Raw genomic sequence first — 12,233 nt, forward strand, 5'->3', positions numbered from 1 at the left:
CGCACGAGTGAGGGAGAAGGGGTTCCCATGCCCGGGTCCAGCGGACAGCAGCCGCGCACGCCGGCCCGTTCGCGTCCGGCGGTCCGTCGGCTCATCGGATTCGCCCTGATCACCGCGATCGCCCTGGTGTTCATCTTCGAGAACACGACGAGCGTGGAGATCCGCCTGCTGATCCCCGAGGTGACCATGCCGCTGTGGGGCGCCCTGCTGATCGCCTGGGCGCTCGGCATCCTCGGCGGCATGTTCATGCTGCGGTACCGGCGCCGCCGCTGAGCGCCTCAGCCGTCGAGCGCCTCAGCCGTGGAGCGCGTCGAGGAGCATCGGTAGGGAGGCGCGCAGCTCGCGGGCCCAGTAGGGCGGGTCGTGGGTGCCGGCGTGGAAGTGCGTCGTGAGCCGGGCCCCGGCGGCGCGGAGCAGCGGGGCGAGGGCCTCGTTCTCCTCCCGCATGATGGCCTCGGTCGGGGAGAGGACGTCGTCGGGGAAGGGGTTGTCGGGGTCCTCCAGCCCGGGGATGTGGTCGTCGGGCTCGGTGTCGGGCGGGTCGAGCGGCCCGAGGCGGCCGTCGCCGCAGGACAGGTAGACGGGGACGCCCGCGTACCGGTGCGTGAGGCAGGCGGGGTCGTGTGCGGCCCAGAGGTGGCGCTGCCGGTCGGGGTGGCCCCACAGGGCGAGCCAGTCCATGCCGAGGTAGGTCATCCCGGCCCGCACGGCGTGCGGATGGAGGAGCGGGTGGACGAAGCCGCTGTAGCTGGCCGCGGCGCGGAAGAGGCCGGGGTGGCGGGCGGTGTAGGAGAGGGCGCCGAAGCCGCCCTGGGACTCGCCGGCCGCGGCGCGCCGGGGCCCGGCCCCGTAGTCCCGTTCCATGAGCGGGATCACTTCCCTCAGGTGGAAGGACTCCACGCGCGGCGGGCCTCCGGCACCGTGGTTCCACCAGTCGGTGTAGAAGCCGTACAGGGGCATCGCCGGCATGACGACGAGGGTGTCGTGGAGGGAGGCGAGGTCCTGGATGCGGTGGTGGTCGGTCCAGGAGAGGTGGTCGCCGCCGCCCTCGGGCAGGAGGTAGAGGGTGGGCCAGCACCGGCCGTGGGCGGGACGGGGGTGCCAGCCGCGGGGGGTGAGCAGCCGGACGGCGGCGTGTTCGCCGAGGGCGGGTGAGGCGAGGGTGAGGTCGGTGATGCGCTCGTCGACGCGGTTCTCCCGCACGACGCGCGCCCGCGCACCGGGCGGCGGCGTGCCGGGCGGGGTCCCGGTGGGCGCGCGGCCGGCGGTACGGGTGGGGGCCGCGTGGGCGGGGGCAGCGGCGGCGAGGGCCGCCGGGGTGGCGAGCCCCCAGGCGGCGGAAGCGAGCAGGAAGCGGCGGCGGGACGCGCCGGGCGTGGTTGGTGTCATGGGTTGAGTGTTGACACCGGGGCGTTCCGGCACATCAGGGATGTCCGGGAATCTCACCCGGCCGGGTCAGCTCCGGTTGCGCGGGGCCGGAGCCGACACCGGCTGCGTCACCCTCTGACCGCGACGGGGGGCGTCGCGGTCAGAGGGCGGCACAGCCCGGACACAGGCCGCGGTAGGTGACCTCGACGTCGGAGACGGTGAAGCCGAAGCGTTCCGTGGCGGGCAGGTCGGCGAGCGGGTCCCCGGCGGGGTGGACGTCGCGGATGGCGCCGCAGGACGAGCAGACCAGGTGGTGGTGGCGGAGGGCGTTGGGGTCGTAGCGCTTGGCGCGGCCGTCGGTCGACACCTCGAACACCTCGCCCAGCGCGACGAGTTCACCGAGGGTGTTGTACACCGTCGCCCGGGAGATCTCCGGGAGCCGGGCCGCGGCCCGGGCCAGCACCTCGTCCGCGGTGAGGTGGACGTGCTCGCCGTCGAGAACCTCGGCGACGACCCGGCGCTGCGCCGTCATGCGCCAGCCGCGTCCGCGAAGTCTTCCCAGCAGGTCACTCATAGTCACCAGCCTATAAGGGGCGTCATTGGACTCATGTATTGACTTGGATTTTGTCCATCGTAGGATCGGTTCCGGCGACGGCCAAGGGACGGGACAACAGCGGAGACGGGCACATGACGGTTCAGCGGACGGATGCGCCGCCCGGCGCCGGAGCCGGTTGCCCCGGTCGCACCCGGCGCGGCGGCCGGGCGCGTGCCCGCCTGCGACTCGGTGCCGGTGCCGGTAAGGCGCAGGTCAGGGCCACGGCCCGGCCGTGCGTCGTCCCGCCGCGACGCCGCAGCCCGGGCGGTGATCATCTCGACGTCGAGGCGACCCCCAGCACGTCGTGTGACGGTCGCGCGGAGTTTCCACCGCCATCCACCGCGCGGTCGGCCCCGGCACCCTGCTTGACCACGGTCGGCCCCCGGAGCCCCGCGCTCTGGTCGGCGGCCGCCCGCATTTGCCTGAGCACCGTGATCCGCTAGTCCGGAAGGATTTCCCATGGCTGAGAATCCCGACGCAATCGTCACCGACGCGAAGACCGAGGGCGGGGGTGGCTGCCCGGTCGCGCACGGGCGGGCGCCGCACCCGACGCAGGGCGGCGGCAACCGCCAGTGGTGGCCGGAGCAGCTGAACCTGAAGATCCTGGCCAAGAACCCCGCCGTGGCGAACCCGCTCGGCGAGGACTTCGACTACGCCGAGGCCTTCGCGTCGCTCGACCTCCCGGCCGTGAAGCGGGACATCGCCGAGGTGCTGACCACCTCGCAGGACTGGTGGCCCGCCGACTTCGGCCACTACGGCCCCTTCATCATCCGGATGGCCTGGCACAGCGCGGGCACCTACCGCATCAGCGACGGCCGCGGTGGCGCCGGGGCCGGCCAGCAGCGCTTCGCCCCGCTCAACAGCTGGCCGGACAACGGCAACCTCGACAAGGCCCGCCGTCTGCTGTGGCCGGTGAAGAAGAAGTACGGCCAGTCCCTGTCCTGGGCCGACCTGATGATCCTGGCCGGAAACGTGGCGCTGGAGTCGATGGGCTTCGAGACGTTCGGCTTCGCCGGCGGCCGCGAGGACGTCTGGGAGCCCGAGGAGGACGTGTACTGGGGCCCCGAGTCGACCTGGCTCGGTGACGAGCGCTACACCGGCGAGCGCGAGCTGGAGAACCCGCTCGGCGCCGTCCAGATGGGCCTGATCTACGTCAACCCGGAGGGCCCGAACGGCAACCCGGACCCGATCGCCGCCGCGCGCGACATCCGGGAGACCTTCCGCCGGATGGCGATGAACGACGAGGAGACCGTCGCCCTCATCGCGGGCGGCCACACCTTCGGCAAGACGCACGGCGCGGGCCCGGCCGAGGCCGTCGGCCCGGACCCGGAGGCCGCCCCGATCGAGCAGCAGGGCTTCGGCTGGAAGAACAGCCACGGCACCGGCAAGGGCGGCGACGCGATCACCAGCGGGCTGGAGGGCATCTGGACGCCCACCCCGGTCCAGTGGGACAACACCTTCTTCGACGTCCTCTTCGGCTACGAGTGGGAGCTGTTCCAGAGCCCCGCCGGGGCGAACCAGTGGCGGCCGAAGGAGGGCGCCGGGGCGGGCACCGTGCCCGACGCCCACGACGCGTCCAGGAGCCACGCCCCGACGATGCTCACGACCGACCTCTCGCTGCGGTTCGACCCGGCCTACGAGCAGATCTCGCGGCGCTTCCACGAGAACCCGCGGGAGTTCGCGGACGCCTTCGCCCGCGCCTGGTACAAGCTGACGCACCGCGACATGGGCCCGGTCGTGCGGTACCTCGGCCCGGAGGTCCCGGACGAGACGCTGCTGTGGCAGGACCCGCTGCCGGAGCGCGAGGGCGAGCTCGTCGAGGCCGCCGACATCGCCGACCTCAAGGGCCGCGTCCTCGCCTCGGACCTGACCGTGTCCCAGCTCGTGTCCGCCGCCTGGGCCTCCGCCTCGTCCTTCCGCGGCAGCGACAAGCGCGGCGGCGCCAACGGCGCGCGCATCCGCCTGGAGCCGCAGCGCGGCTGGGAGGTCAACGACCCGGACCAGCTCGCGAACGTGCTGCGCGTCCTGGAGGGCATCCAGGAGGCCTTCAACGGCGAGCAGAGCGGCGGCAAGCGGATCTCGCTGGCCGACCTGATCGTCCTCGCGGGCTGCGCGGCCGTCGAGAAGGCCGCCAAGGACGCCGGGTACGACGTCGAGGTGCCCTTCACCCCGGGCCGGGTGGACGCCACGCAGGACCAGACCGACGTGGAGTCCTTCGCCGCGCTGGAGCCGGTCGCCGACGGGTTCCGCAACTACCTCGGCAAGGGCAACCGCCTGCCGGCCGAGTACCTGCTCATCGACCGGGCGAACCTGCTCACCCTGAGCGCCCCCGAGATGACGACCCTCGTCGGCGGTCTGCGCGTCCTGGGCGCCAACCACCAGCAGTCCTCCCACGGTGTCCTCACGGACCGGCCGGGCGTGCTGACCAACGACTTCTTCGTCAACCTGCTCGACCTGGGCACGACGTGGAAGGCGACGTCCGAGGACGCCAACACCTTCGAGGGCACGGACGACGCCACCGGCGAGGTCACGTGGACCGGCACCCGCGCCGACCTCGTCTTCGGCTCCAACTCCGAGCTGCGGGCCCTCGCCGAGGTGTACGCGAGCGATGACGCGAAGGAGAAGTTCGTCAACGACTTCGTCGCGGCCTGGGACAAGGTCATGAACCTCGACCGGTTCGACCTCCGCTGACCCACCCACCGCCCCTCCAGGCCGACCCCCACGCGGGGTCGGCCTGGACCCGTTTCCGGCCAACGCCGCCCGCGGTCAGGACCTCGGGACACCGGCCAGGCCCTTCAGTGGTACGGGCCGGAGGTCGGCAAGTAGCTCCCCGGTACCCCCTACCGGCGGATGAGGCCGAGGTCGGTGGCGGTGGCGACGGCGGCGGTGCGGGAGGTGACGCCGAGCTTGGCGTAGACGCGGGCCAGGTGGGACTTGACGGTGCCCTCGGTGAGGTGGAGCCGGGCACTGATGGCCTGGTTGGACAGCCCCTCGGCGACGAGGGCCAGCACCTCCGTCTCCCGCCGGGTGAGCGTCGTGCCGGGGGTGCGCAGCCGGTGCAGGAGCCGGTCGGCGACGGAGGAGGCCAGCGTCGTACGGCCGGCCGCGGCGGTGCGCACGGCCGCGGCCAGCTCCTCCGGCGGCGCGTCCTTGAGCAGATAGCCGGTGGCACCGGCCTCGATCGCGGGCAGGGTGTCGGCGTCGGTCGCGTAGGTCGTGACGATCAGCACCCGCGGCGCGTCCGGCAGGGCGGTGATGGCGGCGGTGGCCTGGGCGCCGTTCATGCCGCCCTTGAACTGGAGGTCCATCACGACGACGTCGACGTCGCCCAGCGCCGCTCGCTCGACGGCCTCCTCGGCGGTGGCCGCCTCGGCCGCGACGACGAGGCCGGGTTCCGTCTCCAGCACCGCGCGCAGCCCGGCGCGGACGACGGGATGGTCGTCGGCCAGGAGCAGGCGGACGGGTGCCGGGCCGCCGGCCGGGGGGCCGCCGGTCATGGGCGGGCCTCCGGGGCGGGGCGGGGGAGGCGGGCGGCCAGGGCGGTGCCCTCGCCGGGGACGGACCGGACGGTGAGGGTGCCGCCCAAAGCCGTCATCCGGGCCCGCATGGCGGACAGCCCGTAGCCGCCGCCGACCGGGTCGGGGGCGCGCAGGGCGTCGGGGTCGAACCCGGTGCCGTCGTCGACGACGTCCACCGTGACCGCGTCACCCCGGTAGCCGAGGGTGACGTCGACCGTCCCGGCGTCGGCGTGCTGGACGGTGTTGGCCAGGGCCGACTGGACGACGCGGAGCAGCGCGACCTCGTGCGCGGTGGGCAGCCGCTCCGGGGTGCCGGTCACGAGCAGGCCCGCGGTGACGGGGTGCCGGGCCGAGGTGGTGGCGCAGAGGCGTTCCAGGGCCCCGGCGAGGGTGGTGCCGTCCAGGGTGGGCGAGGTGAGGGCTGCGATGAACCGGCGGGCCTCGGCGAGGTTGTCCACGGCGGCCTGGCGGGCCTGCCCCAGGTAGTCGGCGGCGCTCGTAGGCCGCCCGGGAAGGGCGCGCTCGGCCGCGGTGAGCAGCAGCTGGATGCTGGAGAACCCCTGGGCGAGGGTGTCGTGGATCTCCCGGGCCAGCCGCTCGCGTTCGGCCAGCACCCCGGCGGTGTGCTGGGCGGCGGCGAGGTCCGCCCGCGTGGCCGTGAGCCCCTCGATCAGCCGGCGGCGCTGCTCGCTCTCCCGGTACAGGGCCTGGTAGCCCCAGACGACGGCGACGGCCACCGCGGCGCCGAGGACCGGGCCGAGGGCCATGGCCACGGTGAAGCCGCCGCGGTGGGCGGCGAAGGCGGCGACGGCCGCGCACGCGGTGGCCGGTACGGCGACGAGCGCGGCCCGGCGCGGCAGCAGGTGGAGCTGGAGGAAGTAGAGCGGGAAGGCCACCCACACGCCGTCGGGGGACAGGGTCAGCAGGGCCAGCCACGCGGCACACACGGCGGCGAGCCACCAGATGGCGGCTCGCCGGGAGCCGCCTGCCCCGGCCTGGGCGCGGACGCGGCGGGCGAGCAGGGGACCCGCCGCGTAGCCGAGCCCGGCCGCGACCGCGACGGCGACCACCGCACCGGCCCGGGGGCCGCCCCCGGCCACGGCACGGGCGGCGGCCAGGCCGAGCAGCCCGAGGACGAGCAGGTGCAGGCACCAGCCCAGGGTTCTCGCGGTCGGCCCGGGCACGAGGACGGGCCCGGGCCCGGCAGCCGGACCAGCCGGGCCGGGAGCCGGACCGGCAGCCGGGCCGGGGCCGGCGGTGGGGGCAGCGGCGGGCGCTGAAGCGGAACCGGCGGCGGGCGCGGGGCCGGGAGCGGCGGGCGCGGGGCCGGGAGCGGGGGCGGCGGCGTTCACAGTGTCTCCAGCGTAGGGAACCGATCCGCGGGCGGCCTCTATCGATAGTGGGAGGCGTCCGGCGGTCTTCCGATCCGGGAAGTGCGGTCCTGCGCGCGATGCCGGGCCCCGGGTGGAGGAGCGACGGTGGTGGCACCCCCTTCCCCGTCGTGAGAGGCAGGCACCGCCGCCGTGTTCGTCGCCGTCAGAGACCTGAGGTTCGCCAGGGGACGCTTCGCCCTGATGGGAACCGTCATCGTCCTGATCACCCTGCTCGTCGGTCTGCTGTCGGGGCTGACGGCGGGGCTGGGCCGGGAGAACGTCTCCGCCATCACCGGGCTGCCCGCCGACCGGCTCGCCTTCGCGGCACCCGGCGAGGGGCAGGACCTCTCGTACGCGGAGTCGGTCGTGACGGCCGGGCAGTGGCGGCGCTGGGCGGAGGCCGAGGGCGTGGAGAGCGCCGAGCCGCTGGGCATCGCCATGACCTCGGCGACGGCGGGGGCCCGCACGGTGGGGGTGGCCGCGTTCGGGGTCCGGCCCGGCTCCGGGCTCGCCCCGGGCGGCGACCGGCTCGACGCCGGCACGGCGGTGCTGTCGACCGCCGCCGCCGAGGAGCTGGGGGCCGGCCCCGGCGCCACCGTCACCCTCGCCGGGCGGCGGCTGACCGTCGCTGCCGTGCGCGGCGACGCCTCCTTCAGCCACGCCCCGGTCGTGTGGCTCACCCTCGACGCCTGGCAGGGGGTGGCGCCCGACGGTTCGGCGGGGCACCCGACGGCCACCGTCATCGCCCTGGACACCGGCCCCGGCGCCGACCTCGGAGCCGTCGACGCGGCGGCCGGGACGCGGACCGTCACCCCGGACGACTCGCTGTCCGCGATCGGCTCCTACGCGGCCGAGAACGGCTCCCTGCAGCTGATGCGGGGCTTCCTGTTCGTCATCTCCGCCCTCGTCGTGGGCGCGTTCTTCGCGGTGTGGACCGTCCAGCGGGCGGGCGACGTCGCGGTGCTGAAGGCCCTGGGCGCCTCCACGGCCGGGCTGCTGCGCGACGCGCTCGGGCAGGCCCTCGTGCTGCTGGTAGGCGGCACGCTGCTGGGCACCGGGGGCGCGGTCGCCGTCGGCGCCCTCCTCGCCGGGAACGGCGCGGTGCCGTTCGTCCTCACCCCGGCCACCGTGCTGCCGCCCGCGGCCGTGCTGGTCGCGCTCGGCCTGCTCGGGGCGGCCGTGTCCGTCCGCCGCATCACCTCCGTCGACCCGCTGATCGCCCTGGGGAGCGCCCGATGAGCCTGCGCCTGACCGACGTCACCCTCAGCTACCCGGACGGCGACGCCCGGCTGACCGCGCTCGACCGGGTCTCGCTCGACGTGCCCGGGGGCGGCCTCACCGCCGTCGTCGGGCCGTCCGGCTCCGGGAAGTCGAGCCTGCTGGCCGTCGCGGCGACGCTCGTCACCCCGGACTCCGGCACCGTCACCGTCGACGGCGTCACCACGACGGACCTGCCCCGCCGCGAGCTCGCCCGGCTGCGGCGCCGCCGGCTCGGCCTCGTCTTCCAGCAGCCCAACCTCCTGCCCGCGCTCACGGCGCTCGAACAGCTCCAGGTCATGGCCGGGATCGACGGCCGCTCCCCCGCCCGGGCGCGCGGGCGGGCGCTGGAGCTGCTGGACGCGGTGGGCCTCGCCGAGCAGGCCGGGCGCCGTCCGCACCGGCTCTCCGGGGGCCAGCGGCAGCGGGTCGGCATCGCCCGGGCGCTCATGAACGAGCCCACCGTGCTGCTGGTCGACGAGCCCACCAGCGCGCTCGACCACGAGCGCGGGGCGGCCGTCGTCGCGCTGCTGGCCCGGCTCACCCGGGAGCGGGGCACGGCGACGGTCCTGGTGACGCACGACCGCACCCACCTGGCCTCCGCCGACCGGATCGCCCGCCTCCGCGACGGGCGCCTCACCCTCGGCGAGGCGGCCGTCGCGGAGAAAGCGGGCGGGGCGGTGTGAGAGAGCGGCGCTCGCGGGTACTGGGCATCAGGTAGGTGCCCGCGACGGGCGGGACACCAGCACAGCACGACGCGCCGACGCCGGTCGAGGCGCGGCGGCGGCCGGGAGCGGCGATGATCTCCGAGCCCCAGTACGAACACGTGTCCGTCCCCACCGACGGGTCCGCGATCCCCGGGGACCTGGTGGTGCCGCCGGGCGCCCCGAGTCTGGTGCTGTTCGCCCACGGCAGCGGCAGCTCCCGGCACAGCCCGCGCAACCGGGCGGTGGCCGCGGCGCTCCAGGGCGCCGGGCTCGGCACGCTGCTGATGGACCTGCTGACCGGGGCGGAGGAGCGGGTGGACGTGGTCACCGCGCGCCACCGGTTCGACATCCCGCTGCTGGGGCAGCGGCTCGTGGACGTCCTGGACTGGCTGGGCGGGCGCCCCGACACGGCGGCCCTCCCGGTGGGCCTGTTCGGCGCGAGCACCGGGGCCGGAGCGGCGCTGGTGGCCGCGGCCGAGCGGCCGGACCGGGTCCGCACCGTCGTCTCGCGCGGTGGCCGGCCGGATCTGGCCGGGGACGCGCTGGAGCGGGTGCGGGCGCCCGTACTGCTGATCGTCGGCGGCCGGGACCGGGAGGTGCTGCGGCTGAACCGGGAGGCGGCCGGGCGGCTGCGGGCCCCGCACCGCGAGCACGTCGTCCCCGGTGCCACGCATCTGTTCGAGGAGCCCGGGGCGTTGGACGAGGTGGCCGACGCGGCCCGGGACTGGTTCCTCGGCGCCGGAGTACCCGACTCCGGCGAGACCTGAGGCCCGGAGGACGGGTTCGAGGAGGACGAGGAGGGTGTGCGCATGCGGTTCCGCGATCGCCGGCACGCGGGGCGGGAACTGGCCGCCCGGCTGGTGAGCTGGGCGGACGACCTCAGGGTGACCGATGCCGTGGTGCTGGCTCTGCCGCGCGGGGGCGTTCCCGTGGCCGCGGAGGTCGCGGCGGCGCTGCGGGCGCCCCTGGACGTCGTCGTGGCCCGGAAGATCGGCGCGCCCGGCCACCGCGAGCTCGGCGTCGGGGCCATCGCCGGTGAGGGGGCTCCGCTGTACGACGGGGAGACGCTGGCGATGCTGGGCCTGAACCCGGACGGGCTCGCCCCCGTGGTGGCCCGCGAGCGGGTGGAGCTGCGCCGCCGGGAGGAGCTGTACCGGCGCGGGAGGCCCGCGTTGGACATCGCGGGCCGCACGGTGATCGTCGTCGACGACGGGCTCGCGACGGGGGTGACGGCACGAGCCGCCCTCCAGTTCCTGCGCGCGCTGGGCCCGGAGCGGCTGGTGCTGGCGGTGCCGGTGTGCGCCCCGCAGAGCGCCCCCGTGATCGAGCGGGAGGCCGACGACCTGGTGTGCCTGCACCAGCCGCAGTCGTTCCGGGCCGTCGGGCAGTGGTACGACGACTTCGCCCAGGTCACGGACGACGAGGTCATCGCCACCCTCGACCGCTTCTGACGCCGGCCCCCGCTTCCTCAGCGGCGGCTCCCTCCGCGTCCGCTCACGGGTACACCCAGCCGAACGAGCGGTATCGGCGGCGCTTGCGGCGGCGTGCGTACCACTGGGCGGCCAGCACTCCGGGGACGATCAGACTCACCCCGACGCAGAGCACCGTCACCTCGACGAGCGCCCCGAGGTTGTCGTAGGCGAGGTCCGCGTCGCCGTGGACCGTGTCCCCCACGGCGAGCCCCGCGCCCCGCACGACGTGCCCCTCACCGGTGCCGCCGCCCGGGAAGCGCCAGCTGGCCGCGCACAGGGACGGGGACACGGACGGCGGCTCCGCCGGGCAGTCCTCGACCCCGGTGACGACGGCCTCCTGGACGGTGAAGACCCGCACCGGAGCGCGGTCGAAGAGCGAGGAGACGGCCAGGGCGACCACGGCTCCGAAGAGGAGCATGGTGACGACGTACACCCGCCGGCCGGGCGGTGCGGGCAGGGGCGTGCTCGCGGCGTCCACGAACTCCTCCGCGGCGCCCACACGCCCCAGCGTGCCTTCCGTCATACGAAGTCCCCTCGCCCTCCACCTCGGTGGATCACGCTAGGAAGTCGGCAGACCGCTCACAAGGCGGCATGGAGGCACACGGCGCGCGTCGGCCCAGGTGGTGACCGGTGCCGGGGCGGAACCCGCGGGCCGCGGGCCGTACGGCCCGTACCGCCCCCCGCGACGGCGCGGACGCGGTGCCCGGGGGCGGACAGCACCGGGGGCCGCACCAACGGGCCCCGAAGGGACACGCCGATGCAGCTCCCGGAGGCTCCCCCGTGCCCCCTCTGCTACCCCCGTTGCGGGGAGGTCCACATCGAATCGCTGCGTCTCTCCCACACCTCAGATGGTGTCCCGGCCGGGGATTCGAGGAAACTGTGCTGGGCATGCACGATCTGGAAATGCGGAAACCCACAGGTGGTCGATATGTGCGAAGAAGCGGACGAAGAGGGCTCACCCGAGCCGGCGGCCCCCTGTGAGCGTGGGCTGACCGCCTACCGGGAGGCCCTCGCGGACGGAACGGTGTCCGGCGGCGTCCCCGGCTGTCTGCTGCGTCTCGGCCTTCTCGTGCCCCACGAGGAGAAGCCCGGCGCCTTCACACCCGTCCCGCCCTACCTGGCCGCCCACCGGCTCTCCCAGCCCGTCGAGCAGTCCATCACGAGCGGGCGGCAGCGGCTCGCCGCCCTCCAGGACTCCTTCGCCGACGTGCGCGCCCTGTGGGACCAGGAGGTGCGTGAATCGCTGGCCCCGGTACGAGTGTTGCACGGGCAGCAGGTGATCGTCGGCGTCGTGCGGCAGCGCGGGGAGTCCTGCCGCACCGAGTTCTGCTACGCGCAGCCGCAGGCGCCGCGCCCGCCCGAGGTCCTCAAGCGCAACCTCGCCCCGACGCTCGGGCTCCTCGAACGCGGCGTCCGGGTGCGCGGGCTGTACCAGCACTCGGTGCGCTCCCACGAGCCGACGCTGGAGTTCATGGACGAAGTGCAGCGCCACGGCGGCGAGTTCCGCACCCTCGATGAGCTGTTCGACCGCGTCTACCTCTTCGACCGGTCCTTCGCCCTCATCCCCGACCACACCGCCGAGCCGGGCGCCCGCGGCCTGGCCATCGAGCACGCCGGGGTCGTCGGCTTCGTCGGCGACGTCTTCGACCACGCCTGGCAGCGCGCCGAGCCCGTCGACTTCGACACCCCGCTGGGCCGCCCGGAGCCGCTGACCGACGCCAAGCAACTCACGGTGCTGCGGCTCATGGTGGAGGGCCACACGGACACGGCCGTCGCCGCCCGGCTGGGCATGAGCACCCGCACCGTCGCCAACTACGTGCGCCGCGCGGCCGAGGAGTACGGCAGCCGCAGCCGAGCCCAGCTCGCCTACCTGCTCGCCAAGTCCGGCCGCCTGTCCTGAGCACGCCCTACGCGGAGGGGCCGATCAGGTGCCCGTAGCAGAC

12 protein-coding genes are annotated in these 12,233 nt (G+C 75.1%); 7 read left to right on the plus strand and 5 right to left on the minus strand.

The window, feature by feature from the left end:
• Window positions 1–27 precede the first annotated feature (27 nt).
• On the plus strand, window positions 28–273 hold the full coding sequence (locus O7609_RS11055) for a LapA family protein (protein WP_269734760.1): 246 nt from the start codon (window positions 28–30) through the stop codon (window positions 271–273).
• 21 nt (window positions 274–294) lie between these two features.
• Here the strand turns inward: O7609_RS11055 and O7609_RS11060 are convergent, their stop codons facing one another.
• Both O7609_RS11060 and O7609_RS11065 read right to left on the minus strand, forming a co-directional pair.
• Window positions 295–1,389: an alpha/beta hydrolase gene (locus O7609_RS11060; protein WP_269743502.1), complete on the minus strand. Its 1,095-nt coding sequence runs from the start codon at window positions 1,387–1,389 to the stop codon at window positions 295–297.
• 139 nt (window positions 1,390–1,528) lie between these two features.
• Window positions 1,529–1,942 (minus strand): Fur family transcriptional regulator, encoded by a 414-nt coding sequence (locus O7609_RS11065; RefSeq protein WP_269734762.1) that lies wholly within the window; start codon window positions 1,940–1,942, stop codon window positions 1,529–1,531.
• A gap of 480 nt (window positions 1,943–2,422) precedes the next feature.
• Between O7609_RS11065 and katG the strand changes: the two genes are divergently transcribed.
• The gene (gene katG, locus O7609_RS11070) at window positions 2,423–4,654 is read left to right on the plus strand and encodes a catalase/peroxidase HPI (protein WP_269734763.1); all 2,232 of its coding nucleotides are present in this window, start codon (window positions 2,423–2,425) and stop codon (window positions 4,652–4,654) included.
• A gap of 149 nt (window positions 4,655–4,803) precedes the next feature.
• Here the strand turns inward: katG and O7609_RS11075 are convergent, their stop codons facing one another.
• Together O7609_RS11075 and O7609_RS11080 are read right to left on the minus strand one after the other, a co-directional pair.
• Window positions 4,804–5,460 (minus strand): response regulator, encoded by a 657-nt coding sequence (locus tag O7609_RS11075; RefSeq protein ID WP_269734764.1) that lies wholly within the window; start codon window positions 5,458–5,460, stop codon window positions 4,804–4,806.
• Window positions 5,457–6,665 carry a sensor histidine kinase gene (locus O7609_RS11080; protein ID WP_269743503.1) on the minus strand — a complete coding sequence of 403 codons (1,209 nt, stop codon included), beginning with the start codon at window positions 6,663–6,665 and terminating at the stop codon, window positions 5,457–5,459. Before O7609_RS11080 ends, O7609_RS11075 begins: the two co-directional genes overlap by 4 nt.
• A 339-nt stretch (window positions 6,666–7,004) precedes the next feature.
• Here O7609_RS11080 and O7609_RS11085 point away from each other — a divergent pair, with 339 nt between their 5' ends.
• The 4 genes from O7609_RS11085 to O7609_RS11100 all read left to right on the plus strand — a co-directional run bounded on the left by O7609_RS11085 (window position 7,005) and on the right by O7609_RS11100 (window position 10,269).
• Window positions 7,005–8,093, plus strand: coding sequence for an ABC transporter permease (locus tag O7609_RS11085; RefSeq protein ID WP_269734766.1), 1,089 nt, complete (start codon window positions 7,005–7,007; stop codon window positions 8,091–8,093).
• Window positions 8,090–8,797, plus strand: a complete 708-nt coding sequence (locus O7609_RS11090; RefSeq protein WP_269743504.1) for an ABC transporter ATP-binding protein — start codon at window positions 8,090–8,092, stop codon at window positions 8,795–8,797. The genes O7609_RS11085 and O7609_RS11090 overlap by 4 nt, the downstream gene beginning before the upstream one ends.
• Before the next feature lie 113 nt (window positions 8,798–8,910).
• Window positions 8,911–9,585, plus strand: coding sequence for a dienelactone hydrolase family protein (locus O7609_RS11095; protein WP_269743505.1), 675 nt, complete (start codon window positions 8,911–8,913; stop codon window positions 9,583–9,585).
• A gap of 42 nt (window positions 9,586–9,627) precedes the next feature.
• Window positions 9,628–10,269, plus strand: a complete 642-nt coding sequence (locus tag O7609_RS11100) for a phosphoribosyltransferase (RefSeq protein ID WP_269743506.1) — start codon at window positions 9,628–9,630, stop codon at window positions 10,267–10,269.
• A 43-nt stretch (window positions 10,270–10,312) separates the two neighbouring features.
• Here O7609_RS11100 and O7609_RS11105 read toward each other — a convergent pair whose 3' ends face one another.
• Entirely contained in the window at window positions 10,313–10,813 is a 501-nt protein-coding gene (locus tag O7609_RS11105; RefSeq protein ID WP_269734770.1) for a hypothetical protein, read from the minus strand.
• A gap of 405 nt (window positions 10,814–11,218) precedes the next feature.
• Between O7609_RS11105 and O7609_RS11110 the strand changes: the two genes are divergently transcribed.
• Window positions 11,219–12,190 carry a helix-turn-helix domain-containing protein gene (locus tag O7609_RS11110; RefSeq protein WP_269743507.1) on the plus strand — a complete coding sequence of 324 codons (972 nt, stop codon included), beginning with the start codon at window positions 11,219–11,221 and terminating at the stop codon, window positions 12,188–12,190.
• Window positions 12,191–12,233: the final 43 nt, after the last annotated feature.

Origin of the sequence: Streptomyces sp. WMMC1477 (assembly GCF_027460245.1) — a bacterium.
Taxonomy (GTDB): Bacteria; Actinomycetota; Actinomycetes; order Streptomycetales; family Streptomycetaceae; genus Streptomyces.

Bases quoted from the DNA above. Each gene is read 5' to 3' on its own strand.
- O7609_RS11100 (WP_269743506.1), top strand. From the start codon at position 9,628: ATGCGGTTCCGCGATCGCCGGCACGCGGGGCGGGAACTGGCCGCCCGG.
- O7609_RS11090 (WP_269743504.1), top strand. From the start codon at position 8,090: ATGAGCCTGCGCCTGACCGACGTCACCCTCAGCTACCCGGACGGCGAC.
- O7609_RS11060 (WP_269743502.1), bottom strand. From the start codon at position 1,389: ATGACACCAACCACGCCCGGCGCGTCCCGCCGCCGCTTCCTGCTCGCT.
- O7609_RS11065 (WP_269734762.1), bottom strand. From the start codon at position 1,942: ATGAGTGACCTGCTGGGAAGACTTCGCGGACGCGGCTGGCGCATGACG.
- O7609_RS11055 (WP_269734760.1), top strand. From the start codon at position 28: ATGCCCGGGTCCAGCGGACAGCAGCCGCGCACGCCGGCCCGTTCGCGT.
- O7609_RS11075 (WP_269734764.1), bottom strand. From the start codon at position 5,460: ATGACCGGCGGCCCCCCGGCCGGCGGCCCGGCACCCGTCCGCCTGCTC.
- O7609_RS11105 (WP_269734770.1), bottom strand. From the start codon at position 10,813: ATGACGGAAGGCACGCTGGGGCGTGTGGGCGCCGCGGAGGAGTTCGTG.
- O7609_RS11095 (WP_269743505.1), top strand. From the start codon at position 8,911: ATGATCTCCGAGCCCCAGTACGAACACGTGTCCGTCCCCACCGACGGG.
- O7609_RS11110 (WP_269743507.1), top strand. From the start codon at position 11,219: ATGTGCGAAGAAGCGGACGAAGAGGGCTCACCCGAGCCGGCGGCCCCC.
- katG (WP_269734763.1), top strand. From the start codon at position 2,423: ATGGCTGAGAATCCCGACGCAATCGTCACCGACGCGAAGACCGAGGGC.